The organism is Croceibacterium ferulae, from assembly GCF_003660445.1.
GTDB classification, from domain to species: domain Bacteria; phylum Pseudomonadota; class Alphaproteobacteria; order Sphingomonadales; family Sphingomonadaceae; genus Croceibacterium; species Croceibacterium ferulae.
Window position 1 is genome coordinate 419,602 of the sequence record NZ_QZVQ01000003.1, and the last position, 24,499, is coordinate 444,100.

Annotated in this window: 24 protein-coding genes and 2 tRNA genes; 21 read left to right on the forward strand and 5 right to left on the reverse strand. The window is 69.6% G+C overall.

What is annotated here, in order from left to right; translation table 11 throughout:
- Positions 1 to 29: 29 nt before the first annotated feature.
- Entirely contained in the window at positions 30 to 209 is a 180-nt protein-coding gene (locus D5S08_RS04950; RefSeq protein WP_121116096.1) for a hypothetical protein, read from the reverse strand.
- Positions 210 to 324: 115 nt separating this feature from the next.
- On the opposite strand from D5S08_RS04950, the gene D5S08_RS04955 reads away from it, so the two are divergent.
- From D5S08_RS04955 to D5S08_RS04970, 4 genes are all read left to right on the forward strand, one after another.
- Positions 325 to 399 (forward strand) — tRNA-Thr (locus D5S08_RS04955).
- A 188-nt stretch (positions 400 to 587) separates the two neighbouring features.
- Positions 588 to 950 (forward strand): PRC-barrel domain-containing protein, encoded by a 363-nt coding sequence (locus tag D5S08_RS04960; RefSeq protein ID WP_121116098.1) that lies wholly within the window; start codon positions 588 to 590, stop codon positions 948 to 950.
- Between the two features lie 49 nt (positions 951 to 999).
- On the forward strand, positions 1,000 to 1,482 hold the full coding sequence (locus tag D5S08_RS04965; RefSeq protein ID WP_121116100.1) for a PH domain-containing protein: 483 nt from the start codon (positions 1,000 to 1,002) through the stop codon (positions 1,480 to 1,482).
- Positions 1,479 to 3,032 carry a PH domain-containing protein gene (locus D5S08_RS04970; RefSeq protein WP_121116102.1) on the forward strand — a complete coding sequence of 518 codons (1,554 nt, stop codon included), beginning with the start codon at positions 1,479 to 1,481 and terminating at the stop codon, positions 3,030 to 3,032. Before D5S08_RS04965 ends, D5S08_RS04970 begins: the two co-directional genes overlap by 4 nt.
- Here D5S08_RS04970 and D5S08_RS04975 read toward each other — a convergent pair.
- Positions 3,029 to 3,331, reverse strand: a complete 303-nt coding sequence (locus D5S08_RS04975; protein WP_121116280.1) for a GNAT family N-acetyltransferase — start codon at positions 3,329 to 3,331, stop codon at positions 3,029 to 3,031. The two genes, D5S08_RS04970 and D5S08_RS04975, sit on opposite strands and share 4 nt — an antisense overlap.
- A 51-nt stretch (positions 3,332 to 3,382) precedes the next feature.
- Between D5S08_RS04975 and D5S08_RS04980 the strand changes: the two genes are divergently transcribed.
- Together D5S08_RS04980 and D5S08_RS04985 are read left to right on the forward strand one after the other, a co-directional pair.
- On the forward strand, positions 3,383 to 4,378 hold the full coding sequence (locus D5S08_RS04980; RefSeq protein WP_121116104.1) for a threonine aldolase family protein: 996 nt from the start codon (positions 3,383 to 3,385) through the stop codon (positions 4,376 to 4,378).
- Positions 4,375 to 5,358: a DMT family transporter gene (locus D5S08_RS04985; RefSeq protein ID WP_338322937.1), complete on the forward strand. Its 984-nt coding sequence runs from the start codon at positions 4,375 to 4,377 to the stop codon at positions 5,356 to 5,358. The genes D5S08_RS04980 and D5S08_RS04985 overlap by 4 nt, the downstream gene beginning before the upstream one ends.
- Here D5S08_RS04985 and D5S08_RS04990 read toward each other — a convergent pair.
- Entirely contained in the window at positions 5,316 to 6,098 is a 783-nt protein-coding gene (locus tag D5S08_RS04990) for a Rossmann-fold NAD(P)-binding domain-containing protein (RefSeq protein ID WP_121116105.1), read from the reverse strand. The genes D5S08_RS04985 and D5S08_RS04990 overlap by 43 nt on opposite strands.
- Before the next feature lie 66 nt (positions 6,099 to 6,164).
- Between D5S08_RS04990 and pepN the strand changes: the two genes are divergently transcribed.
- The 10 genes from pepN (at position 6,165) to D5S08_RS05040 (ending at position 16,941) form a co-directional block, all read left to right on the forward strand.
- The gene (gene pepN / locus D5S08_RS04995) at positions 6,165 to 8,834 is read left to right on the forward strand and encodes an aminopeptidase N (RefSeq protein WP_121116107.1); all 2,670 of its coding nucleotides are present in this window, start codon (positions 6,165 to 6,167) and stop codon (positions 8,832 to 8,834) included.
- 4 nt (positions 8,835 to 8,838) lie between these two features.
- On the forward strand, positions 8,839 to 9,612 hold the full coding sequence (gene pgeF, locus D5S08_RS05000; RefSeq protein ID WP_121116109.1) for a peptidoglycan editing factor PgeF: 774 nt from the start codon (positions 8,839 to 8,841) through the stop codon (positions 9,610 to 9,612).
- Between the two features lie 211 nt (positions 9,613 to 9,823).
- Positions 9,824 to 10,372: a ubiquinol-cytochrome c reductase iron-sulfur subunit gene (petA, locus tag D5S08_RS05005; RefSeq protein WP_121116284.1), complete on the forward strand. Its 549-nt coding sequence runs from the start codon at positions 9,824 to 9,826 to the stop codon at positions 10,370 to 10,372.
- 19 nt (positions 10,373 to 10,391) lie between these two features.
- Positions 10,392 to 11,705, forward strand: a complete 1,314-nt coding sequence (locus D5S08_RS05010) for a cytochrome b (protein ID WP_121116111.1) — start codon at positions 10,392 to 10,394, stop codon at positions 11,703 to 11,705.
- A gap of 24 nt (positions 11,706 to 11,729) precedes the next feature.
- Entirely contained in the window at positions 11,730 to 12,638 is a 909-nt protein-coding gene (locus D5S08_RS05015; RefSeq protein ID WP_121116113.1) for a cytochrome c1, read from the forward strand.
- Positions 12,635 to 13,171, forward strand: a complete 537-nt coding sequence (locus D5S08_RS05020; protein ID WP_121116115.1) for an adenine phosphoribosyltransferase — start codon at positions 12,635 to 12,637, stop codon at positions 13,169 to 13,171. Before D5S08_RS05015 ends, D5S08_RS05020 begins: the two co-directional genes overlap by 4 nt.
- A gap of 81 nt (positions 13,172 to 13,252) precedes the next feature.
- Positions 13,253 to 15,112 carry a cation:proton antiporter gene (locus D5S08_RS05025; protein WP_121116117.1) on the forward strand — a complete coding sequence of 620 codons (1,860 nt, stop codon included), beginning with the start codon at positions 13,253 to 13,255 and terminating at the stop codon, positions 15,110 to 15,112.
- On the forward strand, positions 15,109 to 15,756 hold the full coding sequence (locus tag D5S08_RS05030; RefSeq protein ID WP_121116119.1) for an OmpA family protein: 648 nt from the start codon (positions 15,109 to 15,111) through the stop codon (positions 15,754 to 15,756). The genes D5S08_RS05025 and D5S08_RS05030 overlap by 4 nt, the downstream gene beginning before the upstream one ends.
- Positions 15,757 to 15,818: 62 nt before the next feature.
- A tRNA-Gly gene (locus D5S08_RS05035) sits at positions 15,819 to 15,892 on the forward strand.
- A gap of 74 nt (positions 15,893 to 15,966) precedes the next feature.
- Positions 15,967 to 16,941: a helix-turn-helix transcriptional regulator gene (locus D5S08_RS05040; protein WP_175578870.1), complete on the forward strand. Its 975-nt coding sequence runs from the start codon at positions 15,967 to 15,969 to the stop codon at positions 16,939 to 16,941.
- On the opposite strand, the gene D5S08_RS05045 is transcribed toward D5S08_RS05040, so the two are convergent.
- Positions 16,938 to 19,184 (reverse strand): TonB-dependent receptor, encoded by a 2,247-nt coding sequence (locus tag D5S08_RS05045; RefSeq protein WP_206610285.1) that lies wholly within the window; start codon positions 19,182 to 19,184, stop codon positions 16,938 to 16,940. The genes D5S08_RS05040 and D5S08_RS05045 overlap by 4 nt on opposite strands.
- 18 nt (positions 19,185 to 19,202) lie before the next feature.
- On the opposite strand from D5S08_RS05045, the gene D5S08_RS05050 reads away from it, so the two are divergent.
- From D5S08_RS05050 to D5S08_RS05060, 3 genes are read left to right on the forward strand one after another with little or no spacing between them, the layout of a single operon-like run.
- Complete coding sequence (locus D5S08_RS05050; protein ID WP_121116288.1) at positions 19,203 to 20,324, forward strand: P1 family peptidase; 1,122 nt, start codon at positions 19,203 to 19,205, stop codon at positions 20,322 to 20,324.
- Positions 20,321 to 20,512, forward strand: coding sequence for a hypothetical protein (locus tag D5S08_RS05055; RefSeq protein WP_121116123.1), 192 nt, complete (start codon positions 20,321 to 20,323; stop codon positions 20,510 to 20,512). The genes D5S08_RS05050 and D5S08_RS05055 overlap by 4 nt, the downstream gene beginning before the upstream one ends.
- Complete coding sequence (locus D5S08_RS05060; RefSeq protein WP_121116125.1) at positions 20,509 to 21,912, forward strand: sodium:solute symporter family protein; 1,404 nt, start codon at positions 20,509 to 20,511, stop codon at positions 21,910 to 21,912. Before D5S08_RS05055 ends, D5S08_RS05060 begins: the two co-directional genes overlap by 4 nt.
- On the opposite strand, the gene D5S08_RS05065 is transcribed toward D5S08_RS05060, so the two are convergent.
- On the reverse strand, positions 21,909 to 22,778 hold the full coding sequence (locus tag D5S08_RS05065) for a transglutaminase-like domain-containing protein (RefSeq protein WP_121116127.1): 870 nt from the start codon (positions 22,776 to 22,778) through the stop codon (positions 21,909 to 21,911). The two genes, D5S08_RS05060 and D5S08_RS05065, sit on opposite strands and share 4 nt — an antisense overlap.
- Before the next feature lie 58 nt (positions 22,779 to 22,836).
- On the opposite strand from D5S08_RS05065, the gene D5S08_RS05070 reads away from it, so the two are divergent.
- Together D5S08_RS05070 and D5S08_RS05075 are read left to right on the forward strand one after the other, a co-directional pair.
- A complete protein-coding gene (locus tag D5S08_RS05070; protein WP_121116129.1) occupies positions 22,837 to 23,601 on the forward strand; it encodes an N-formylglutamate amidohydrolase in 765 nt (254 codons plus the stop codon).
- 34 nt (positions 23,602 to 23,635) lie between these two features.
- Positions 23,636 to 24,499, forward strand: a complete 864-nt coding sequence (locus tag D5S08_RS05075) for a division plane positioning ATPase MipZ (protein WP_121116131.1) — start codon at positions 23,636 to 23,638, stop codon at positions 24,497 to 24,499.

Below are 24,499 nucleotides of genomic sequence, written 5' to 3' on the forward strand. Positions count from 1 at the left end.
CGGTTTGGTGGGCAGGAGAGGTGCGCGCCCTAGCGGGGCGGGGGGGCTTTGGGAAGATGCTGCCCCACCGCCCCGGGCGTGTCCGCGCCGGCCTGCTCCGCCGGTGCGTTGGCGGCCATGGCGCGGCCCTGCGCCTTGCGGCGGTGCAGGTTCTCGCGCAGCTGCGCGGCGAGGCGTTCCTCGCGGGTGGGGCTGGCACCTTTGGTCATCGCCAGGATGCTTGCCGGGTGCAGCCATGCTTGACAAGTAGGAGGCGGGCGGCCAATGGCGCGCCCTTGCCGCGGTACCTGAAGAATCAGGCGCCGCCGGCCAGCCGGATGGTAAGCTGCTGTAGCTCAGTGGTAGAGCGCACCCTTGGTAAGGGTGAGGTCGGGAGTTCAATCCTCCCTAGCAGCACCATCGGCCCGCATCTCTGCGTTGGGGCAAAGCTGCCCTTCATCCCCTCCTGATGACTGTCCCTCGCCGCTTCCTGCCGCCGGTGCGCGCTGGAACGGCAGGTGCGCGTGGGGGTTGCTGCTGTACTCACCTGCGGAGGGATCGCGGCCTTCGGCCCGGATCCCGCGCCGCCGAACCGAAAGCAGCCCTGCATGACAGCGAATTCCGAAGCGGCCCTGACACTGGCCAGCGCCGAAACCTCCGGCCTGAAGGTCCGCTCCCGCGATGGTGACGGGTTGGGCCACATCAAGGCGCTGATGATCGACAAGCGCACGGGCCGCTCCACCTATGCGGTGCTCAGCCTCGGCGGCTTTTTGGGCATGAACAAGAGCTATTATCCGGTGCCGTTCAGCCTGCTCGACTATGACGTGACCAGCGACGAATATGTGGTCACGATCGATCGCCGCGTCCTGGAAGGCGGGCCGAGCTGGGCCAGCAACGAGCCCGAGTTCAACCAGGCCTATGCGGATCGCGTCTCCAGCTATTACGGCACGGAACCCAGCCCGATCATGTGATCTTCGACGCGCTTGCCGTGGGCGGGTGTATCACGCATACACCACACCTATGGATGACGCGCCCCCGCTTGCAGACGAGCCGCTGACCCCGCTCGATCCCGCCTATGTCCGGCTGGTGCGTCTGCTGACGGGAATTGCCCTGGCTGTGCCGGTGATCGCCGCATTGGCGCTGGAGGTGGCGCAGTTGCTGCCACCCGGCGCGGTGGCGGTGCCGGTGGTGCTGGCGGCGGGGTGGCTGCTGCTGCGCCTGCCGCTGCGGCGCTGGCGGGCGCGGGGCTACAGCTGGGGAACAGACGCGCTGCGGGTGGTGCGCGGGCTGTGGTGGCGGCGCGACATCACCGTACCGTTCGGCCGCGTGCAGCACCTGGATGTGACGCAGGGCCCGCTGGAGCGCCTGTTCGGGCTGGGCACGCTGGTGCTGCATACGGCGGGCAATCACAACAGCAGCGTGGCGCTGACCGGCCTGGCGCATGGGCAGGCGCTGGCCATGCGCGACGCGATCCGCGCGCATGTGGCGCTGCATTCCCGGTGAGCGGGCCAGCGGAGGTCGCGGCGGGAGACTGGCGGCGGACCGCGCCGGTCGGCATGGTCGCCGGCGTGCTGGCCAGCCTGCCGCGCGCCGCCCTGTCGATCGTCGCCGCCATCGCCGGTGCGCGCACCATTGGCGATCGCGGCATCATGGCGGGGCTGCTGGTCGTGGCGCTCGTGGTTACGCTGGGCTGGGTGGTGCTGGCGTGGCGGCATCACCGCTACCTGATCGGACCGGACGACCTGCGCATCGAACAGGGCATCCTGTCGCGCCAGGTGCGCGCGATCCCCTATGACCGCATCCATGACGTCGCCCTGCGCGAGCCGCTGGTCGCGCGGCTGTTCGGGCTGGCGGAGGTGGCCTTCGACACCGGCACCGGCGGCAAGGACGAGGCCAAGCTGGCCTTCGTCACCCGCGATGAAGGCGCGCGCCTGCGCGACACGGTCCGCGCGCGGCGGGCAGGGGTGGTCGACGCGCCAGCGGATGCGACGATGGTACAGGAGCAGGAGGTTGCCCGCACCCTGTTCGTGCTGACACCCGCCCGGCTGCTGCTGTTCGGCATCTTCGAGTTCTCTCTGGTGGTGCTTGCCGTGCTGGCGGGTGCGGCGCAGCAGCTCGACTTCCTGCTGCCGTTCGAGCTGTATGACTGGCGCGAATGGCGGGAGATCGGCGGTGGGCCGCTGCACTGGCTGCTCGGCCTGGGCCTGGCGGTGCAGGTGGTGGCGGCGGTGCTGGGCCTGCTGCTGCTGATCCCGGTCGGGCTGCTGACCGGCATCGTGCGCACGGCCCTGCGGGACTGGGGCTTCCGGCTGGAGGAGACCAGCCGCGGTCTGCGCCGCCGGCGCGGACTGTTGACGCTGAGCGACGTGGTGATGCCGTTGGAACGGGTGCAGGCGCTGGTGCTGGGCACGGGCCTGCTGCGCCGCCGCTGGGGCTGGCACGGATTGCAGGCGATCAGCCTGGCGCAGGACAGCAAGGACCAGAGCCACACGCTGGTGCCCTTCGCGCAAATGGCGGAGGTCGCGCCGGTGGCCGCGCTGGCGGGCTTGCCGCTGCCGGGCGAGGGGCAGGCATGGCAGCGCGCATCGGCCGGCTGGCGCAATCACCGGATGGTGCTGTCGGCCGTGCTGCCCGGGCTGATCGGACTGGGCATGCTGGTGCTGCCGCTGGATCTGCCCGCCGGTGCGGCACTGCCGGCGGCGGTGTCCTTGTGGCTGGTGGCCGTGGTGCTGGCCTTCCGCCAGTATTATCTGTGGCGACACAACCGCCATGCGCTGGCGGACGGGTTGCTGTACTCACGGGAAGGCTGGCTGTCCCCGCGCCTGGCGATCGCCGCGCCGGCAAAGCTGCAATCGGCGGAGCTGCGCCAAGGACCGCTGGCGCGATTGGGCCAGTATGCCGACCTGCATCTGGGGCTCGCCGGCGGCACCCTGGCGCTGCATGGGCTGCCGGTGGAGCAGGCGCGGGCGATCCATTCGGCGCTGCTGGCGCGGATGGCGGCCGTGGATTTCTCCGCCGCCAATCTGCATGCCCCCGATCCCCCTGCCACCTAGCTGGGGGTGGGCGCGCGCAGTTCCGCCCATTCCGGGTGACGGCGGAAGGCGGCTTCGACATAGGAGCAGGCGGGCTCGATCGTGAAGCCCTGTTCGCGGGCATCGGCCACCAGCGCCTCCACCAGCTGCATCGCGACGCCGCCGCCGCGCGCTTCCGGCGGGACAAAGGTGTGGTCGGCGATCCGGGTGGAGCCGCGGGCGCGCCATGTCAGCTCCGCGCCGCGCGCCGCACCGGGCACCTCGGCCCGATAGGCGCCATGGGTGGTCTCGTCAGTGCTGGTAATGTTTAGGGCGGACACGACCGCGTTCTCCTTCTTGCGCCTGATCCCCTTCAAAGCCATGGCAGCCTGATGCAGTTCCTGTCCGACAACACCGCCGCCGTGCATCCGCGCATCTGGGACGCGTTGCGCGCCGCCGATGCGCCGGATGCGCCCTATGATGGCGATGCGCTGAGCCAGCGGCTGGACGCGGCGTTCGGCGCCTTGTTCGGGCGGGAGGTCGCCGTGCTGTGGGCCGCCACCGGCACCGCCGCCAATTGCCTGGCGCTGACCCCGATGGTGCCGCCGCATGGCGCGGTGCTGTGCCATGCAGAAGCGCATGTGGAGAACGATGAAGGCGGCGCGCCCGGCTTCTTCCTGCACGGCGCCAAGCTGATGCTGGTGGAGGGCGCCGACGCGAAGCTGACGCCGGAGGCCCTGACGGCGCGGCTGGATGCCATTCCGCAAGGCGTGCACTGGGTGCAGCCGACCGCCATCACCCTGACACAGGCCAGCGAGCTGGGCTGCGTCTACCGGCCGGAGGAGCTGGCCGCGCTGTCCGCCCTGGCGCGCGGGCGCGGGCTGTACCTCCACATGGATGGCGCGCGCTTCGCCAATGCCGCCGCTTTCCTGAACGCGGATGCCGCGACGGCCTGCGGCGACGTGGATGCGCTCAGCTTCGGCTGCATCAAGAATGGCGGCATGAGCGCCGAGGCGATCGTGTTCTTCGACCCCGCTCTGGCCGATGTGGCCCGCCGCCGGCGCAAGCAGGCCGGACAGCTGCAGAGCAAGGGCCGCTTCCTGGCGGCGCAGCTGCTGGCCATGGTGGAAGGCGACCTGTGGCTGGCCAATGGCCGCGCCGCCAACGCCGCCGCGGCGGAGATCGCCGGCAGCGCGGGCGAACGCCTGCTGCATCCGGTGGAGGCAAACGAGCTGTTCGTGCGGCTGTCGCCCGAGGAACGGCAGGCGCTGCGCGACCGTGGGTTCGGCTTCTACGACTGGGGCGCCGATGCTGCCCGCTTCGTGACCGCGTGGGACACGCGCGAGGAGGACGCCCGGGCACTGGCCCGCGCGCTGGCGCAGCTGTGAGCATCGAGATCGGCACCAAACCCGGCCATGCGCTGCTGCGGCCCGACATCGCGCTGCCATTCCTGGCGGTGGCGCTGATCTGGGGATCGACCTGGTTCGTGATCAAGGACGGGCTGGCCGCGGCGCCGCCCAGCTGGTCGGTCGCCTATCGTTTCGGCATTGCCACAATCGGCATGTTCGTGCTGGCGGCGATCAGCAACCGGCGGTCGGGGCGACGGGGCTTTTCCATGACCGTCGGCGGCCATCTGGTGGCGGTGCTGCTGGGGCTGTTCCAGTTCTTTGGCAATTTCAACTTCGTCTACCGCGCGGAACTGCACCTGACATCGGGCATCGTGGCGGTGCTGTTCGGCCTGCTGATCGTGCCCAATGCGATCCTGGGCCGGCTGTTCCTGGGGCAGCCGATCACCCGCCGCTTCGTGGCGGGATCGCTGCTGGGCATTGGCGGGATCGTGCTGCTGCTGGTGCACGAGGCGGCGCTTGCGCCACCGACCGGGCAGGTGGGCCTGGGCATTGCGTTGACCGTTTGCGCGATCCTGTCCGCCAGCACGGCCAATGTGCTGCAGGCGACCGATATCGCCAAGCGGCGGCCGCTGTTGCTGCTGCTGGCCTGGGCCATGCTGTGGGGCACGGTGGCGAATGTGGCGCTGGCGTGGACGCTTAACGGTGCGCCGGTGCTGCCGGCCTCTCCGCGCTACTGGGGGGGAGTGACCTATTTGGCGCTGATCGGATCGGTGGTGACGTTCCCGCTCTATTTCCGGCTGATCCGTGATCTTGGGCCGGGACGCGCGGCCTATAACGGCGTGATGGTGCCGGTCGTGGCAATGGCGCTGTCGACCCTGTTCGAAGGCTATGTCTGGTCGCCGCTGGCGATGGGCGGCGCGGCGCTGACGATGGTCGGGCTGATTGTGGCGCTGCGCGGGCGCGCGGCGCCGATGCGTCAGCCGCCGGCGGAGTTACAGGCCAGCAGCCCGCTGCGGTAATCGGGAAAGGCGGGCCGCCAGCCCAGCACCCGGCCGGCGCGGCCATTCGCCACCCGGCGGTTCTCCGCGTAGAAGCCGCGCGCCATGGGGGACAGCTGCGCCTCCTCCAGTGACTGCATGGGCGGCGGATCGCGGCCGAGCAGGCGGCAGGCTTCATCTATCACCGCATTCTGGCTGGCGGGCAGGTCGTCCGCCAAATTGTAGGCGCCCGGCGGGCCGGCGAGCGCCGCCAGCACGCCGCTGGCGATGTCCGCCACATGCACCCGGCTGAACACCTGATCGGGAATGTCGATGCGATGGGCCCGGCCCTCCCGCACCCGGTCGAGCGCGCTGCGGCCCGGCCCGTAGATGCCCGGCAGGCGCAGCACCCGCGCTTGCCGCGCCAGCCAGGCGGCATCCGCCGCGCTGCGGGCGGTGCGCCGGCCGGTGCCGGTGGGCGCGCTTTCATCGACCCAGGCGCCGCCCGCATCGCCATACACGCCGGTCGAGGATAGATAGGCCGCTGTCTTGCCCGTCAGCAGCGGACCGTAACGGTCCAGCACCGGGTCGCGGCCATCGGCCGGCGGAACACTGGACAGGATATGGCTGGCGCCCGCCAATCCCCGTTCGACCGCCTCCGCATCATCGAAGGCCATGTCGCCCGCGCTGCCCGTGGCGCCGACCTGCCAGCCGGCGGCCAGAGCGGCCTCCCGCACATGACTCGCAGAATATCCCAGGCCAAAGATGAACAGATACGACATCGGCACGTTCTAGCGGCATAAGGCGGCATCGCGCACGCCAGAAGTCGAAGAAAGCCCGGATCTGCCATGGATATCGCCCGCACCCCATCCACGCCCGACGGCAACCCGCATCTGGCCGACGCCCCGCCCCTGCCGCCGCAGCCGCCGGTGATCCTGCGGGAGGATTACCGCCCGTTTCCGTGGCTGGTGCCCAATGTGCGGCTCGATTTCACGCTGGGCCTGACCGAGACCACCATCCGGGCCGAACTGGAGGTGGCGCGCAACCCGGCGGCCGACAGCACGCCGGTGCTGCGCCTGAACGGCGACGGACTGACCGCGCTGGAAGTGCTGGTGGATGGGGAAGTGCTGAACAGCTGGGTGATGGAAGGGCCGGACCTGCTGGTCACCCTGCCCGGCGGTGCCCATACCGTCGGCATTACCACCAGGATCGACCCCATGGCCAACAGCCAGCTGATGGGCCTGTATGCCAGCGGCGGCATGCTGTGCACCCAGTGCGAGGCGGAAGGCTTCCGCCGCATCGCCTTCTTCCCGGACCGGCCCGACGTGCTGTCCACCTATCGCGTGCGGATGAGCGGGCCACGAGCCGACTTCCCCGTGCTGCTGTCCAATGGCGACTTGGTGGGCAAGGGTGCCGGGGAGGACGGCACACACTGGGCCGAATGGCACGACCCCTGGCCCAAGCCGTCCTATCTGTTCGCGCTGGTCGCGGGCGACCTGGTGGCCCAGCGCGACAGCTTCACCACGATGAACGGGCGCGAGGTGCAGCTGGCGATCTATGTCCGCGCGGAGGATGAGGGCCGCACTGACCACGCCATGCAGTCGCTCAAGCGCTCGATGCGGTGGGACGAGGAGGTGTTCGGGCGCGAATACGACCTGGGCATCTTCAACATCGTCGCCGTCAGCGATTTCAACATGGGGGCGATGGAGAACAAGGGGCTGAACGTCTTCAACACGAAATATGTGCTGGCCGACCCCGACACCGCCACTGATGGCGATTATGACGCGGTCGAAGGCGTGATCGCGCATGAGTACTTCCACAACTGGTCCGGCAATCGCGTCACCTGTCGCGACTGGTTCCAGCTGAGCCTGAAGGAAGGCTTCACCGTGCTGCGCGACCAGCTGTTCAGCCAGGACATGGGCAGCGCGCCGGTCAAGCGGATCGAGGATGTGCGGGTGCTGCGATCGGTCCAGTTTCCGGAGGATTCCGGCCCGCTGGCGCATCCGATCCGGCCCGATTCCTTTCGCGAGATCAGCAATTTCTACACCGCCACCGTGTACAACAAGGGGGCGGAGGTGATCCGCATGATGCGCACCATGGCGGGGCCGGAACGGTTCCGCGCCGGCTGCGACCTGTATTTCCAGCGCCACGATGGCGAAGCCGCGACCTGCGAGGATTTCGTGCGCGCGATGGAGGACGGCACCGGGATGGACCTGCGCCAGTTCCGCCGCTGGTACAGCCAGGCCGGCACGCCGCAGGTGCGCGTCGCGGTCGCGCCGGGTGCAGATGGCGTGACGCTGACCCTGTCGCAGAGCACGCCCGCGACACCGGGTCAGGAGGGCAAGCAGCCGGTGCCGATCCCGCTGCGGCTGGCGCTGCACGACCGTGCGACCGGCGTGCTGGGCACCGAGACGCTGCTGGTGCTGACCGCGGCCGAGCAAAGCTTCACCCTGCCGCATGCAGGCGAGGCGCCCGTGCTGTCGATCAATCGCGGCTTCTCCGCCCCCGTGGTGATCCGGCGCGACGTGGCGCCGGCGGACCTGATGTTCCTGGCCGCGCGCGACGACGATCCCTTTGCCCGGTACGAGGCGATGCAGGATCTGGTGGTCGGCCACCTGCTGTCCGCCGTGCGCGGGGATGCGCCAGAGGAACTGGGGACCGAGGGCGGCCGGGCGGCGATCCGCGACGTGCTGGCCACCGTGCTGGCCGATGACGGCATCGACGACCTGATGCGCGGCGAATTGCTGATCCTGCCGGGCGAGACCTACCTGGCCGAACAGCTGCCGGTCGCTGATCCCGGCCGCATCCATGCCGCGCGCGAGGAGCTGAAGGGCTGGCTGGCGCAGCAGCTGGAGGCCGAGCTGGTGGCGCTGCACGACCGGGCGAGCCGGGTCGGCAACGGCTTCGACGCGGCGGCCAAGGGCGCGCGCAAGGTCAAGACGCAGGCGCTGGTGTTCCTGGCCGCGGGCAATCCCGCGCTGGCGGCGCGACTCGCCGCCGCGCAATATGACGCAGCCTGCCAGCCCGGCGGCACCATGACCGACCGGCAGGGCGCGCTGATGGTGCTGGCAGGTCTGAACTCGCCGGAGCGGACCGCGCGGTTGCTGGACTTCTACAACCGCCACCGCAGCAATGCGCTGGTGATCGACAAATGGTTCGCGCTGCAGGCCCAATCGCTGCATCCGCAGGCGCTGGCCCATGTGCAGGCGCTGGCGCAGCACCCCGATTTCACCTTGCGCAATCCCAATCGCGCCCGTTCGCTGTTCATGGCCTTTGTCGGCAATCCGCACGCCTTCCATGCCGCGGACGGCGAAGGCTATCGCATGATTGCGGATACGGTGCTGGCGCTCGACCCGCTCAATCCCCAGACCGCCGCCCGCTTCGTGCCGCCGCTGGGCCGCTGGCGCCGGATCGAGCCGGGCCGGGCTGCGCTGATGCGCGAGCAGCTGGAGCGGATCGCCGCCGCCCCGCGCCTGTCGCGCGACACCTTCGAACAGGTGAGCCGGTCCCTTGGCTGAGGACATGCTGACCAGCGACGCGCTGGCGGGGGTGCCGCACGGCTTCGGCACCGCGCTGGCCGGCGACATGGGGCTGCGGGGGCTGCCGTCCGATGATCCCGCGCTCGCCCCCGTGCAGGCGAACCGCGCCCGGGCTGCCGAGGCCGTCCTGCCTGGGGCGCGGCTGGTGGGGGTGTACCAGGTGCATGGCACCACCTGCGTGGAGGCAGGCGAGTGGACGGATGATGCGCGGCCGCAGGCCGATGCGCTGGTGACCGATCGGCCGGGCCTGCTGCTGGGCATCCTGACCGCCGATTGCGCGCCCGTCCTGCTGGCGGATCGCGCCGCCGGCGTGGTCGGCGCGGCGCATGCCGGATGGAAGGGCGCAGTGGGCGGCGTGGTGGAGGCGACGCTTGCCGCGATGGAGCGGCTGGGCGCCCGCCGGGCCGACATCGCTGCCGCGATCGGGCCCACCATCGGCCAGGCCAGCTACGAGGTCGACGCCCCGTTCCGCACCCGCCTCGCCGCCAAGGGGAAGGATGGGGGCGAGGCCCGCTTCTTCGCGCCCGGCACGCGCGTGGGCCATTGGCAGTTCGACCTGCCGGGCTTTGTCGCCGCCCGGCTGGTGGATGGCGGGGTCGGGCAGGTGGCGGTGCTGCCCTGCGACACCTATGCGGATGTGGGCCGGTTCTTCTCCTTTCGCCGGGCCACGCATCGGGGCCAGGCGGATTATGGCCGGCACCTGTCCCTGATCGGTCTGCCCGATCGCCGCCGATCGGTGCGCGCCCATATCGTTTGATCGCAAAACGTGCCGCTGCCAAATCACTGTTGGCACTCACCCGCCCCTCCGCTAGGCATGGGGGCAATGCCGTGCCTGGGCCGTATCTGGGAAACCGGATAACAGCGCGGCGGGAGAACAAGGGACAGGTTGCGCGCGGATCGGCTCCAGCGCGGGCGACCAACAGGGTAGAGTGATGGCAAGCACCACGGGCGCCGCCCCCGATGACGCGATGACCACAGATGGCGATTCCGGTACGCACCCCGTGCGCCGGCGTGATTTCATCAACATCGCCGCAGTCTCCGCCGCCGGCGTGGGCGGGCTGGCGGTGCTGTATCCGCTGATCAGCCAGATGGCCCCGTCCAAGGACGTGCTGGCCGAATCGACGACGGAGCTTGATCTGTCGGCGATCCAGCCGGGCCAGGCGGTCAAGGCGGTGTTCCGCAAGCAGCCGGTCTTCATCCGCAACCTGACGCCGCAGGAAATCGCCGCGGCGGATGCGGTGGACGTGTCTTCGCTGCGCGATCCACAGACCCTGGCCGAACGGACCAAGGCCGGCCATGGCAACTGGCTGATCACCATGGGCGTGTGCACCCATCTGGGCTGCGTGCCGCTGGGTGCGGGCGAGGGCGAGAACAAGGGCGAGTTCGGCGGCTATTTCTGCCCGTGCCATGGTTCGCACTACGACACGGCCGCGCGCATCCGCAAAGGGCCGGCGCCCACGAACCTGCTGGTGCCGGAATACGAATTCACCACCGACACGACCGTCGTGATCGGCTGAGCGGGGAGGGACCAGAACCATGAGCTTTCCCTGGGCCAAGGCCTACGAACCCAAGGCGCCGCTGATGCGCTTCCTGGACGAACGGCTGCCGCTGCCGCGCTTTGTCTACAATGCGGTGGGCGCCGGCTACCCGGTGCCGCGCAACCTCAGCTATTTCTGGAATTTCGGCATTCTGGCGGGCTTCTGCCTGGTGCTGCAGATCGTCACCGGCGTGGTGCTGGCGATGCATTATTCGGCCAACGCGCTGGTCGCCTTCAATTCGGTCGAGCACATCATGCGCGACGTGAACTGGGGCTGGATGCTGCGTTACGCCCATGCCAACGGCGCATCGTTCTTCTTCGTGGTGGTCTACATCCACATCTTCCGCGGCCTGTTCTACTCGTCCTACAAGGCCCCGCGGGAGATGATCTGGCTGCTGGGCGTGGTCATCTTCCTGCTGATGATGGCCACCGCCTTCATGGGCTACGTCCTGCCCTGGGGCCAGATGAGCTTCTGGGGCGCCAAGGTCATCACCGGCCTGTTCGGCGCGATCCCGCTGGTGGGCGAGCCGCTGCAGATCTGGCTGCTGGGCGGCTACGCGCCGGACAACGCCGCGCTGAACCGCTTCTATTCGCTGCATTTCCTGCTGCCCTTCGTGATCGCGGGCGTCGTGATCCTGCATATCTGGGCGCTACACATCCCAGGGTCGTCAAACCCCACGGGCGTGGAGGTGAAGAGCGAGTCCGACACCGTGCCGTTCCACCCGTATTACACGGCGAAGGACGGGTTCGGGCTGGGCGTATTCCTGATCATCTACACGCTGTTCGTGTTCTTCCTGCCGAACGCGCTGGGCCATCCGGACAATTACATCCCGGCCAACCCGCTCTCCACCCCGGCGCATATCGTGCCCGAATGGTATTTCTGGCCGTTCTACGCGATCCTGCGCGCCTTCACCTCGGACTTCCTGTTGCCGGCGAAGCTGTGGGGCGTGCTGGCCATGTTCAGCGCGATCCTGTGCTGGTTCTTCCTGCCCTGGCTCGACCGCTCGCCGGTGCGGTCCGGGCATTACCGGCCGCTGTTCCGCAAGTTCTTCTTGTTCGGGCTGATCCCGTGCATGGCGGTGCTGTTCTGGTGCGGCGGCGCCCCGGCGGAAGAGCCCTATGTGATGCTGAGCCAGATCGCGACGGCGTACTACTTCCTCCACTTCCTGGTGATCCTGCCGATCGTCAGCCTGGTGGAACGACCGGAGCCGTTGCCGTACTCCATCACCGACGCCGTACTGGGCACGCCTGCCGATGACGGCACGGTGAAGGGCCACATGATCCAGGGCGAAAACGCCCGGCCTGCCGTCTGATCTGGCGCGAGAGGGAACACACACATGACGCGCCTGATCGGCATCCTCGTCGGCCTGGTCTTCACCTTCGTGGTGTTGCTGGCCTTTGTCTTCGGTGCCTGGACCTTTGCGACCGAAGAGGTCTCTCCCACGGCAGAGCACGAGTTCCACCTGGCCCCGCGCCACGCCAGCTACCAGTTCGACGGTGCGCTCGGCACCTGGGACTACCAGCAGCTGCAGCGTGGGTACCAGGTGTACAAGGAGGTCTGCTCCGCCTGCCATTCGCTGAAGCTGGTCGGGCTGCGCAACCTGGCGGAGCTGGGCTATACCGAGGCCGAGGTGAAGGCGGAGGCGGCCAGCTGGGTCGTTCCCGGCATCGACCCGGTCACGGGCGAGGCCAGCACCCGGCCGGGCACGCCGACCGACTATTTCCCCTCGCCCTATCCCAATGACGTGGCGGCGGCGGCGGCCAACAACAATGCCGTGCCACCCGACCTGTCGCTGATCACCAAGGCGCGCCATCACGGCACGGAATATGTCCGTTCGCTGCTGACCGGCTATCGCAATCCGGACACCTTCTCCGTCGACGGCAAGCGGCTGAAGGAGGAGTTCCCCGACTTTGAAACGCCGGCCGGGCTGCACTTCAACCCGTATTTTCCCAACCTCAACCTCGCCATGGCGCCGCCACTGACGACGCCGGGGCAGGTGACCTATGCCGATGGCACCGATCCCACGATCGAGCAGATGGCGACGGATGTGTCCGCCTTCCTGACCTGGACCGCGGAACCCACGCTGGTGCGGCGCAAGCAGACCGGCTGGCCGGTGCTGGGCTTCCTGCTGTTTGCCACGGTGCTGGCCTGGTATGCCAAGAAGCAGGTCTGGGCGCCGGTGAAGCCGAAGAAGCGCAAGGGCGCGGTCACCGCCACCGCGACACCGGGCGACCACGAGGCGTGAGAGGGCCGGAACGGCTGCAGGCGCTGGTCCGCACCGTTCCGGACTTCCCCGCCGCGGGCATCCTGTTCCGCGACCTGTCTCCGCTGCTGGCGGATGCCGCCGGCTTCGCCCACGCGATCGATCTGCTGGCCGCCCTCGCGACGGAGGCCGGACCGCTGCCGGACGTGATCGCCGGCATGGAAGCCCGCGGCTTCATCTATGGCGCGGCGCTGGCCGCGCATCTGCGCATCGGCTTCGTGCCGCTGCGCAAGGCGGGCAAGCTGCCGCCGCCGGTGATGGCGACCGACTACACGCTGGAATATGGCACCGCGCGGCTGGAGATGTCGGCCCTGGCGGTGCGGCCCGGCCAGCGCGTGCTGCTGGTGGACGATCTGCTGGCGACCGGCGGCACTACGCTGGCCGGGGCACGGCTGCTGCGGCAGGCGGGCGCGACTGTCGACCGTGCATTGTTCGTGATCGCGCTGGACGATGCGGGCGGCCATACGGCGCTGGCGGAGCAAAGTATCACGCCCGCAGCCCTGCTCCACTGCTGAGCGGCTGCGGCTGGCCGCCATGGCACCTTTGGCCCGGCCGCGCATTGGCAGGGCAGGGTATCTTCTCTACGCCACGGGGTCATGGAACATCAGGCACTTGTAATCGCGCTGATCGGCGTGCTGGGGATCGGCGCGCAGTGGATTGCCTGGCGCACCGGCTGGCCGGCGATCGTCCTGATGCTGGCGGCGGGGTTCATCGCCGGACCGGGTCTGCACCTGATCGATCCGCACGCCGCCTTCGGCGACCTGCTGGAGCCGCTGGTCTCGATCGGCGTGGCGCTGATCCTGTTCGAAGGCGGCCTCAGCCTGGAATTTCGCGAATTGCGCAAGGTGGGCGACGCGCTGTGGCGGCTGGTCGTCTTCGGCGTGCCGCTGGGCTGGCTGTTCGGCAGCCTGGCGCTGTACTACATCGCCGGCCTGGTCTGGCCGGTCGCGATCCTGTTCGCCGGCATCCTGGTGGTGACAGGCCCCACCGTGGTCATGCCCTTGCTGCGGCAGGGCAGCGTGCAGCAACGCCCCGCCGGTATCCTGAAGTGGGAAGCCATCGTAAATGATCCGGTCGGCGCGCTGTGCGCCGTGATCGCGTACGAATATTTCCGCCTGTCGCAGGAAGGCGCCACCCTGGTGGAGGTCGTCGGGCCGCTGCTGGTCGCCGCCGTGCTGGCGGGCGGCATCGGCTATGGCGCGGCCTGGCTGATCGCCTGGGCGTTCCCCCGCGGCCTGATCCCCGAATATCTGAAGGCGCCGGTGCTGCTGGTGACGGTGGTCGGCGTGTTCGTCGGCTGCAACCTGATCGCGCATGAGGCCGGGCTGGTGGCGGTGACGGTGATGGGCATCGCGCTGGCCAACATGCCTGCGGCGGGCCTCAGGTCGATCCACTCCTTCAAGCAGAATGTGGCGGTGCTGCTGGTTTCCGGCCTGTTCATCCTGCTGTCGGCCAGCCTGAACGTGGAAGAGCTGGCGAGCTTTGAATGGCGTTTCGGCGCCTTCCTGCTGGCGCTGCTGTTCCTGGTGCGGCCGGCCACCGTGCTGCTCAGCCTGCTGGGCAGTTCCGTGCCATGGAACGAGCGGCTGTTCGTGGCATGGATCGCGCCGCGCGGCATCGTGCTGGTGGCGATTTCGGGCCTGTTCGCGCTGCGCCTGAACGAGCTCGGCTATGCCGATGGCTCCATCCTGATCGGCCTCAGCTTCGCGGTGGTGGTGGCGACCATCGTGGCGCATGGCTTCACGCTGAACCTCGTCGCCCGGCTGCTGAAGATCAAGGGGGAGACGCGCCCCGGCCTGCTGATCGTCGGCGCGACCCCGTGGACCGTGGCGCTGGCCAAGCAGATGCACGACCTGGAAACGCCCGTGCTGCTGGTGGACGGCAACTGGACCCGGCTGAAGCCCGCCCGGGCCGCGGGCCTGCCGACCTATCACGGCGAGATCCTGCACGAGGCGACGGAGGACAAGCTGGACCTCACCCCGTTCCAGGTGCTGGTCGCCGCCACGGACAACGAGGCCTACAACACGCTGGTCTGTTCGGAGTTCGCGCCGGAGATCGGCACGGACCGCGTCTACCAGCTGGGCGACCGGGTGGACGAGGAAGACCACCGCGCGCTGCCCGCATCGCTGCGCGGCCGCGCGCTGTTCGCCGATGCGATCACGCCCGAACAGCTGGCGGCCTGGCAGGACGAAGGCTGGGTGTTCCGCCGCACCCGCCTGTCGGAACAGTTCGGCCTGGCGGAGGCGCGCGAGGCGTTGCCCGAAGGTGCGCAGACGCTGCTGCTGCTGCGCCCCGGCGGGCAGATGCGCTTCTTCACCCATGCCAGCGCGCCCGAGCCGCAGGAAGGCGACACCATCATCTCCTTCGGCCCGCCGCGCCAGCGCACGCCGGAGGACGCCGCCGCCCGGCGCGCCGGCCGCCGCGAACAGACCATCACCGCAGAGGGAGCAACATGACAGCCACCATCCGAACGACCCTGCTGGTTTCCGGAATGCTGGGTGCCGTATTGCTGGCCGGATGCCGCGATGCCGGGTCCGATCCGGCGCCCGAGGCTTCGCCCACGGCGCAGGAGCCGCCCGTGATCAGCGTGCCCAGCGCCACCCCGTCGGAAACCGCCGTCGCCTCCATCATCCGTCCTGACGTGGCCAGCGAGCCCGCCGTCGACCTCCCGCCGGAGCCGCTGGCGCTGACGGTGTCCTTTCCGGAAGGGGCCCGACTGACCCAGGAGGCGGAGACGCAGCTGACCGGCATGCTGGAGGCGAAGGCGCTGAAGGAAGGCTGGCCGATCGTGCTGCGCGGCCACAGCGACAGCGACGGCACGGACGGTGCCAACCTTGCCACATCGCGCCGGCGCGCGCAGGCCGTGGCGGACTGGCTGGTCGCGCACGGCATCGACAAGGCGCGCATCCGCGTCATCGCGCTGGGCGAACAGAACCCGGCGGCACCCAATGCCCGGCCGGACGGCACGCCGGACGACGCCGGTCGCGCCCGCAACCGCCGGGTGGAGATCACCGTCGCCGCGCCTGAAGGCGGAGGCGCCTCTGCTGGGCAAGAGGAGCAGCGCGGCCCGAGCGCGGCGCAGCGTCTGACGCAGGATTAGGGAGAACGCCGCGCATCACGCTTGCGATCGGTCGCGACCGGTGGCATTTGCGCCTGGCGCGAGCGGGTATAGCTTAGTGGTAAAGCTCCAGCCTTCCAAGCTGGCTATGCGGGTTCGATTCCCGCTACCCGCTCCACTTTCCTTCCCCTTTGACACCGGCTGCCCGATATACGACATTTGCGGTCGTAATGTCCTGAGGGGGGGTGGATCATGGCGCGTATGGCCAGGCTGGACCGGTTGCTGACGCTGGTCGGTGCGCTGAACGATACGGCCGACGGGCTGACGCTGGACGAGATGGCGGAGGCGATCGGCACCGATCGCCGCACGGCGGAGCGGTTGCGCGACGTCATCCGCCTGCATTTCGAGCTGGACGAGGACGTAGTCGAACGCCGCAAGCGGTTCCGCATTCGCGGCACCTTGCGGCGGGTCTATACCCGACCCAACGCCGCCGAACTGGCCGCGCTGCAGACCGCGGCGGAAGGAGCACGGCGCGAAGGGGCAGCCCATGCGCCGCTGCTCGAGACGCTCGGCAGCAAGGTGCGCGCCGCGCTCGACGACCGGGAAAAGCGCAAGCTGGACCCTGATCTGGAGCCGCTCGCCCGGCTGCAGCGGCAATTCGTGCCCGCTGGTCCGCTGGCGCCGGGCGAATCGTCCGCGCTGGCGCAGGTGCAGGGCGCGATCATGGCCGGGCAGTGCCTGGAGTTCGACTATCTTCGCGAAGGGTGGGACGAGCCGCGCTGGCGCCGGGTGATTCCGGTCGGGCTGATCCACGGCCCCGTCACCTATCTGATCGGGCAGATGCCGGGCCGGGACCGCCCGCCCGCCCCCTACCGCCTGGACCGCATGAGCGACCCGCGCATCGGCAACGAGCCGGGCTGCCCCGACGAGACATGGGATCTGGACGCCTGGATGGCGGGCAGTTTCGGTATCTGGCGGGAGGAGGGGCACGACGTGGTCCTGCGCGTCGCCCCGGCCGCCGTGTCACGCGCGCGCGCCTGGCGCTTCCACCCCGGGCAGGTGGTGGAGGAGGATGGTGACGAGCTGCTGGTGCGGTTCCATGCCGGCGGCCTGCGCGAGATCGCCGACCACCTGTTCACCTGGGGCGGGGAGGTCCGCATCGAGGGGCCGGAGGAGCTGCGCAGCGTCATGCGCGAACGGCTGGCGGCGGCGGGCGCCTGCCTTTAATATTCCGCGCTGATCCTGATGCCGTAGCTGGCTGGCCGGGCCGGTTGCGCGATATCGGCGCTGGTGAAGAAATTGCGCGTCAGGTCGTATTCGCGGTTGAAGATGTTGCGGCCCCACAGCGCCACCCGCCACGATCCGTCCGCCGGTGCCAGCGCGAGTTCGGCATTGGCCACGAAATAGGCCGGGATGTCGTAGGTCTCGCCCAGCCATGAAGGGTAGCGGCTGCGCCAGGTCAGCGTGGAGCCGGGCGTCAGGGTCAGCCCGTTCAGCGGCAGCTCCCAGGCGATCTGCGCGCCGGCGGACCAGCGCGGGAAGGGGATCGTCTCGCCGGCACGGTCCACGAAGACCGCCTGCCTCGCGGCGCGGCTGGCGGGCACGTCCAGATCCTCAAACTCGAGATATTGCCCATGCTTGAACCCGGCAAAGGGCGCCAGCAGCAGGCCGGGCAGCGGGGTCAGCGCCAGCTCCACCTCCGCCCCGGCGATGCGCGAGCGGTCCGCATTGGTGAAGCGCCCAACCGGCCCGTTCGCGCCATAGACGGCGGACAGCACCTGCTGGTCCCGGTAATCGTACCAGAACGCCGCCGCATTGACCTGCGCCCAGGGTGCCGGCTGGCTCTTGATGCCCAGTTCGTAGGCGTACAGCGTCTCGGGCGCGAAGGGCTCGATCCCGCTGCGATCGCCGGTGTTATAGGTGGTGAAGCCGCCCGACTTCACGCCCCGGCTGGCCGAGGCATAGAGCAGCAGGTCGTCGGCCGGGGACCATTCCAGCGCCAGCTTGCCCGTCAGCGGCTGCATGCGGGTGCGGGCGTCGGTGGGCGGCAGGGCCTGCGCACCGCCGAACGCCGAGCCGAACCCCTGCAGTTCGCGCGTCTCCTCCTCGTAGCGCAGGCCGGCGACCAGCTTCCATTGCGGCGACAGCGCCAGCTCGGCTTGCCCGAACACCGCCAGGGACTCGACCTCCTGCGCGTAAGTCACGCGGGCATAGGTGCCGTAGACGTCGATGAAGTCGCTGAAATAGCGTTCGTCCAGCTGCTGCTGCGACCAGTAGGCCCCCGCAGTCCAGGCCAGCGCGCCGGTGCTGCCGGCCAGGCGCAGCTCCTGCGACCAGACCTCCACCTCGCTGCCGAAGAAGGTGTCCGCCTCGACACTGGCGCTGGCGTCCCAGTCGCCGAACTGCCGCCGGTCGAGCCGGTCGTAGCTGGTCAGGCTGGTGAGCGTGACCGCGCCGAAATCGTAGGCCAGCCGGGCGGAGGCGCCGCGGCTGTCATTGTCCACGCCGGGCTTCGCGCCTTCGTCCAGGCCGGTATCGGCGGCCAGCCGCGGCGAGATGCCCCAGCCGGTGGCGAAGCGGTCGCGGTCCGCCGGGATCACCGGCCCGGCGCCGGCGCGGGTGGGCAGGTCGTTCAGCAGGTACAGGCCGACCGCTTCGGATCGGTCGCGGCCCCAGTGCAGGTCGAGCAGCGCATCGAAGCCGCTGCCCGCCGGGCGGATCGCCAGCAGCGCGCGGGCACCCAGCCGGTTCGCATCGCCCAGGCTCCGGCCATTGTCGCGGTTGGTCTGGTACGCGCCGCCCTGCTGCGTGGCACCCGCCAGCCGCAGCGAAACACCATCGGCTAGCGGCGCGTTCAGGTGCGCCTCCCCCAGCAGCGCGCCGAAGCGGCCCAGTTCCAGCGTGGCGCCGGCGCCCAGCGCATCGGTTGGCCGGTTGGTGACGAAATTGACCGCGCCCCCGGTGGTGTTGCGGCCATACAGCGTGCCTTGCGGGCCGCGCAGCACCTCCACCCGGGCGATGTCGAACAGCAGGCCCTGCGTCATCGCGGGCACCGGCTGGGCGACCTCGTTGACATAGACGCCCACGCTGGGCGCATTGTTGGTGGCGTAATCCTGGAAGCCGACGCCCCGCAGGCGGAACTGCGGCGCGCCGCCGCCGAAGGCCGGCTCGATCTCCAGGCTGGGGGTGGCATCGGCCAGCCCGTTCACATTGGTGATGCCGCGCTGCGCCAGAACGGTATCGTCGATGACGCTGAGTGCGATACCGACATCCTGCGCCGCCTGCTCGCGCCGTTGGGCGGTGACCAGGATCGGCTCGCCCTCCGCTTCCTCCGCCAAGGCCGGGGTGGTGAGGGCAAGCAGGGTGACGGCAGGCAGCAGGATCTTCATGGCGGTGGCGCAATAGCGGTCCTGCTGCACCTGCACACCCCGCCCCTCGATTTGCTTGCGAAGAAGTGGCAGAAACGCCACGGCAGCGGGATGCAGCGCATGACACTTGATCGCAGGAGCGTGCTGGCCGGCGGGGCCGGAGTGGCCGGCCTGCTGATGGCCGGGCCGCTTCGCGCGCAGACGGCGGAGGCGGCGGCGCGCACCGGGCCGCGCAATCTGATCACCGACGTGGCCGGCCTCACCGTCGGGCAGGCCGACGATCCACGTATTCGCACCGGCGCCACAGTGATCCTGGGGGACGGCCTGTTGCAGGCGGCAATCGACGTACGCGGCGGCGGGCCGGGCACGCGCGAGAGCGACGTGATGGACGCGCACAATCTGGTCCATGCGGTCAACGCCGTGACCCTGTCGGGCGGATCGTCCTACGGCCTCGCCGCCGCCGATGGCGTCGCGGCGGAGCTGGGCGCGCGCGGCATCGGCTATGGCGGCCTCGCCAGCGCGGGCGTGCCGGTGTCGCCCATCGTGACGGGTGCGATCCTGTATGACCTGGCCAATGGCGGTGACAAGGCATGGGGCGCGCAGCCGCCCTACAACGATCTGGGCCGCCGCGCCCTGGCTGCCGCCGGCGCGGAGTTTGCGCTGGGCACGGAAGGCGCGGGCTATGGTGCGATGGCGGGCGGGCTGAAGGGCGGCATCGGTTCCGCCTCCACGCTGGCCAGCGGCGGCTTCACCGTCGGGGCGATCGTGGCGGTCAATTCGCTTGGGTCTGTCGTGGCGCCGGGCACGCGGCACTTCTGGGCCAGCCCGTTCGAACTGGAGGGCGAGTTTGGCGGCCTGCCGCCCCGCGCCTTGCGCGCCAACCCGGAGGAATGGGGCCTGTCCAAGCTGGCGCGGGCGCGGGAGAACACCACCATAGCGTGCGTCGCCACCGATCTGGCGCTGACCACCACGGAGCTGAAGCGCGTGGCGATCATGGCGCAGGACGGCCTCGCCCGCGCGATCCGCCCGGTGCACACGCCGTTCGACGGCGACGTGGTGTTCGCGCTCGCCACGGGCAAGCGGGAAGCGCCGGTGGAGGAGATGGCGCGGCACATGGCCGTGCTGCAAGCCGGCACGATCGCCGCCGACACGCTGGCCCGCGCGGTGGCGCGCGGTGTGTTCGCGGCCACCCCGCCGCCGGGCGCGGACGTCACCTGCTGGCGCGACCTGCCCGAACAATGAGCCGCCTCTGGCCGGTACTGGTGGGGCTGGTCCTGCCGCTGGCGCTGATCCTGGCGAGCGCCCTGCTGGTGCCCGATGATGCACCCCGCCTGCTGGGCATCAGCCTGGCAAACTGGTGCCTGTTCGCGTGCGCGCCGGTGACCACCGCATTACTGGCGGTCTGCTATCGCTGGGGTCCGCGCGCATGACGCTGGCTGTGTTTCTCGCCATCATGGCGCTGTCGCTCGGCATCGCACTGTGGTCCCGCCGGGGGCATGGGCAGCAGGGCGCGCGCGCCTTCTTCACCGCATCCGGCCAGTTCGGCGCGGTGCTGTTCTTTTTCCTGTCGGTGGGGGAGACCTACTCCATTGCCAGCATGCTGGGCTTCCCCGGCGGGGTCTATGATGGTGGCGACGCCTTTGTGCTGTGGTTCTTCGGCTACATCCTGCTGGCCTGCTGCTGCATCTATTTCCTGGGGCCGTGGATCTGGCGGGCGGGGCGGCTGTATGGCAGCGCCACCATCCCTGACTTCTTCCGCGACCATTGGGGCAGTCGGCCGCTGGAGCTGCTGATCGCGATCACCTCCATCATCCTGCTGCTGCCGATCGGCACCATGCAGTTCACCGGCCTCCGGCTGGTGCTGGGCGGGCTGGCACCGGAGGCGCGGCCGGTGCTGCTGACGGGTGCGGCGGGGCTGCTGTGCTTCGCCTATGTGGTGATCGCCGGCCTGCGCGCCTCCGCCTTCGTGGCGGTGCTGAAGGACCTGCTGATGATGGGATCGATCCTGCTGGTGGGCGGGCTCGCCATCGCGGACTGGCAGGCGGTGCCGGCCGTAGCGCAAGCCGTACCCGCGCCCGCCGCCACGCAGCCGGACATGGTGTTCGCCATCTCCACCATCCTGCTGCAGGCGGTCGGCTTCACCATGATCCCGCAGAACTGGGCCTTCCTGTTTTCCGCCAAGAACCCGCAGGCGATCCGCCGCGCGCAGGTGGCGGCCCCGCTCTACATGCTGATGTTCCCGCTGCTGATGGCGACCGCCACCTATGCGCAGGGGCATGGCATCGTGCCTTCCGAGCCTGACTACGTGTTCCTGGCCGTGGCGGAGGTGCTGCTGCATCCGGCGGCCATGGGGCTGGTGATGGCGGCAGTGGCGCTGTCGGGGCTGGTGATCCTGTCCAGCGTGTGCCTGGCGATCGGCCCGCTGGTCACGCGCAATTTGGCACCGAACCTGGGCAGCGCGGCGCAGCAGCGCTGGAGCCGGTGGGTCGTCGCCGCCTTCCTGCTGCTCAGCCTGCTGAGCGCGGAGAGCGGGGGCACGCTGATGGCTCGGCTGAACAATCTGTTCTATTTCGGGGTGGTGCAGACCCTGCCCGGCTTCATCGCCGCCCTGCTGCTGCCCCGCGTGCCGGTGGCGGCGGTGATCGGCGGGATCGTGGCGGGCGACGGGCTGGTGCTGGCGCTGTGGCTGGGCAATGTGCCAGTCGGCGGGCTGAATCTCGGCGTGATCGGCCTCGCCGCCAATATCGCGGTGCTGGCCGGGGTGACGCTGCTGCGCCCGCGCAATGGCGGGCGCAGCGTGGTGTCGGCGGTGCGGGCGGGCGAAGCCTAGCCGAACTTGCCCTCGAACTGCGGCACGACCGTCTCTGTTGGCGGGCGGCTGAGGTCGGTATCGGCCACCTCGTCCGTATGCACATGGAAATGCACCAGGTTCGCCGGGCCGAAATGGGTGGTGATCGCCGCGTCGGTCGCATCACGGCCCCGTGCCATCACGATCCGGCCCACGCGCGGGCGGTTGTGGCGCGCGTCGAAAGTGTACCAGCGCCCGCCAATATAGGCCTCGAACCACGCGGAGAAATCCATCGGCGCGTCGACCGGATCGACGCCGATATCGCCCAGATAGCCGGTGCAGTAGCGCGCCGGGATGTTGATCTCCCGGCACAGGGTCACCGCCAGATGGGCGAAGTCGCGGCACACGCCGACCTGTTCATGCCAGGCGTCGGAGCCGGACCGGGTGTTGCGCGCATGGTGGTACCCGAACTCGACCCGGTCATGCGCCAGCGCCACCAGCGCCTGCACCTTGTCCCATCCGCTGGCGAGGTGCGAAGTCGCGCCCCACGCCTCCTGCGTCAGCCGGCCGACCTCGCAGTAACGGCTGCCCAGCAGGTAGACGAGCACCTCGTCCGGCAGCTCCGACACTGGATGCTGCACGGCATCGGGCACCACCGGATCGGCCGTGTCCGGCACCTCGATCACGAAATCGCTGCGCACCCAGGTGTCGCCGGGCGGCAGTACGCAGCGGGTGGCGTGATTGCCGAACCCGTCGCGGAAATGGTGCAGCTGGATCTCCGGCTCAGTTACGATCCGCTGCAGCGTGCGCAATTGCGGTTCGTGCTCGGGCAGGACACTGAGCAACAGATTGGTCGGGATCGGCTGCCAGGTGCGGAAGCAGATGTCGAAACCGGTGCGGATCAGCATGGGCGAGACCCCCTGTATGTGTTGACGGCAACCATGCGCATGGGCTTCTCCTGCCGGAATGACCGAACCAGTGCTTTGCCCGGCAGACCCCGCCCCCGTCACCCTGATCGGGCCGCCTCTCGCGCCCGGGCCCCTGCTGTTCCTGGGCGATCATGCCGGGGCGCTGATTCCGCGATCCCTGGGCACGCTGGGCGTGGGGGAAGCGGATCGGCGCCGGCATATCGCGCTGGACATAGGGGTCGGACAATTGGGGCGGCTGCTGGCTGAACACTTTGGTGCAACATTTGTTTCGCAGACCTATTCACGGCTGGTGGTGGACTGCAACCGCGACCCGTTCAGCGCCGACGCCATGCCGCATGTCAGCGACGGCACCGCCATTCCCGGCAATAGGGATCTGTCCGGTGAGGCGAGGGCCGCCCGCATCGCGGCGATTCACGAGCCCTATCACCGGGCGATCGCCGATCTGCTGGACGAACGCCGCGTGGCGGGCCTGCCGACCATCCTGGTGGCGCTGCACAGCTTCACGCCGGTCTTCGGCGCGGAGGAGCGCCCGTGGCAGGCCGGCGTGATCCATGGCGGGCCGGGCTCCGACTATGGCCGCCGCGTGCTGGCGGGCCTGCGGCAGGTGCCCGGACTGACGGTGGGGGACAACCAGCCCTACGCCTTCGACGACACCGATTACACGGTCCCCCGCCACGCCTTCCCCAATGCCCTGCAATGGCTGGAAATAGAGATCCGGCAGGACCTGCTGGAGGCGGACGACCAGGTGGCCGAGGTCGCCCGCTGGCTCGCCCCCGTGCTGCAAGCAGCGATGGAAGGCTAGGCAGCGCCGCGGCGCAGCATTACAAGCACCGCCGATGGCTTCCGAACCGCGCCCCCACGCCCCGCACCGTATCGTGTTCGCCAATGAAAAAGGCGGCACGGGCAAGTCGACCACCGCCGTGCATGTCGCGGTCGCGCTGGCCTATGGCGGGGCCAGGGTCGCGGCGATCGACCTGGATCACCGCCAGCGCACGCTGCACCGCTATTTCGAGAATCGCATCGACACGGAAAAGCGCCGGGAGATCGAGCTGCCCGGCGCCCGGTTCGACGTGTTCGCCCCGACGGGTGACGACCCGGCCGACATCGCCGCGCTGGAAGAGCGCGTGGCGGAGCTGGGGCAGGGCATGGACGTGGTGCTGTTCGACACCGCCGGGCGCGACGATCCGCTGGCCCGCCATGCGGCGGCGCAGGCGGACACGCTGGTCACGCCGATGAATGACAGCTTTGTCGATTTCGACCTGATCGGCCAGGTGGATGCGGAGACCTTCAAGGTCCGGCGGCTGAGCTTCTATGCCGAACTGATCTGGGAAGCGCGCAAGAAGCGCGCCATGCGCCAGCTGGAGGACGGCGAGCGTCGGCGGGAGATGGACTGGCTGGTGGTGCGCAACCGCGTGCAGCGGCTGGACGCGCGCAACCAGAAGCGGATCGACCAGGCGCTGTACGAATTGTCGCAGCGGGTCGGCTTCCGCGTGGCGCACGGCCTGTCCGAACGGGTGATCTATCGCGAGCTGTTCCCCAGCGGGCTGACCCTGCTGGACAAGGGGCATCTGGGCGAGCTGGGCACCAGCCACCTGGTCGCCCGGCAGGAACTGCGCACGCTGGTCGCGGCGCTGAACCTGCCGCGCTTCACCCCTGTGGCCGGCAGCTCCGCCGCCGCGCCCGATTACCAGGCCGCCTGA

Bases quoted from the DNA above. Each gene is read 5' to 3' on its own strand.
- petA (WP_121116284.1), top strand. From the start codon at position 9,824: ATGACCACAGATGGCGATTCCGGTACGCACCCCGTGCGCCGGCGTGAT.
- D5S08_RS05025 (WP_121116117.1), top strand. From the start codon at position 13,253: ATGGAACATCAGGCACTTGTAATCGCGCTGATCGGCGTGCTGGGGATC.
- D5S08_RS05010 (WP_121116111.1), top strand. From the start codon at position 10,392: ATGAGCTTTCCCTGGGCCAAGGCCTACGAACCCAAGGCGCCGCTGATG.
- D5S08_RS05040 (WP_175578870.1), top strand. From the start codon at position 15,967: ATGGCGCGTATGGCCAGGCTGGACCGGTTGCTGACGCTGGTCGGTGCG.
- D5S08_RS05075 (WP_121116131.1), top strand. From the start codon at position 23,636: ATGGCTTCCGAACCGCGCCCCCACGCCCCGCACCGTATCGTGTTCGCC.
- D5S08_RS04990 (WP_121116105.1), bottom strand. From the start codon at position 6,098: ATGTCGTATCTGTTCATCTTTGGCCTGGGATATTCTGCGAGTCATGTG.
- D5S08_RS05065 (WP_121116127.1), bottom strand. From the start codon at position 22,778: ATGCTGATCCGCACCGGTTTCGACATCTGCTTCCGCACCTGGCAGCCG.
- D5S08_RS05050 (WP_121116288.1), top strand. From the start codon at position 19,203: ATGACACTTGATCGCAGGAGCGTGCTGGCCGGCGGGGCCGGAGTGGCC.
- D5S08_RS05055 (WP_121116123.1), top strand. From the start codon at position 20,321: ATGAGCCGCCTCTGGCCGGTACTGGTGGGGCTGGTCCTGCCGCTGGCG.
- pepN (WP_121116107.1), top strand. From the start codon at position 6,165: ATGGATATCGCCCGCACCCCATCCACGCCCGACGGCAACCCGCATCTG.
- D5S08_RS05070 (WP_121116129.1), top strand. From the start codon at position 22,837: ATGACCGAACCAGTGCTTTGCCCGGCAGACCCCGCCCCCGTCACCCTG.
- D5S08_RS04980 (WP_121116104.1), top strand. From the start codon at position 3,383: ATGCAGTTCCTGTCCGACAACACCGCCGCCGTGCATCCGCGCATCTGG.
- D5S08_RS04950 (WP_121116096.1), bottom strand. From the start codon at position 209: ATGACCAAAGGTGCCAGCCCCACCCGCGAGGAACGCCTCGCCGCGCAG.
- D5S08_RS04960 (WP_121116098.1), top strand. From the start codon at position 588: ATGACAGCGAATTCCGAAGCGGCCCTGACACTGGCCAGCGCCGAAACC.
- D5S08_RS05030 (WP_121116119.1), top strand. From the start codon at position 15,109: ATGACAGCCACCATCCGAACGACCCTGCTGGTTTCCGGAATGCTGGGT.
- D5S08_RS04965 (WP_121116100.1), top strand. From the start codon at position 1,000: ATGGATGACGCGCCCCCGCTTGCAGACGAGCCGCTGACCCCGCTCGAT.
- D5S08_RS05060 (WP_121116125.1), top strand. From the start codon at position 20,509: ATGACGCTGGCTGTGTTTCTCGCCATCATGGCGCTGTCGCTCGGCATC.
- D5S08_RS05015 (WP_121116113.1), top strand. From the start codon at position 11,730: ATGACGCGCCTGATCGGCATCCTCGTCGGCCTGGTCTTCACCTTCGTG.
- pgeF (WP_121116109.1), top strand. From the start codon at position 8,839: ATGCTGACCAGCGACGCGCTGGCGGGGGTGCCGCACGGCTTCGGCACC.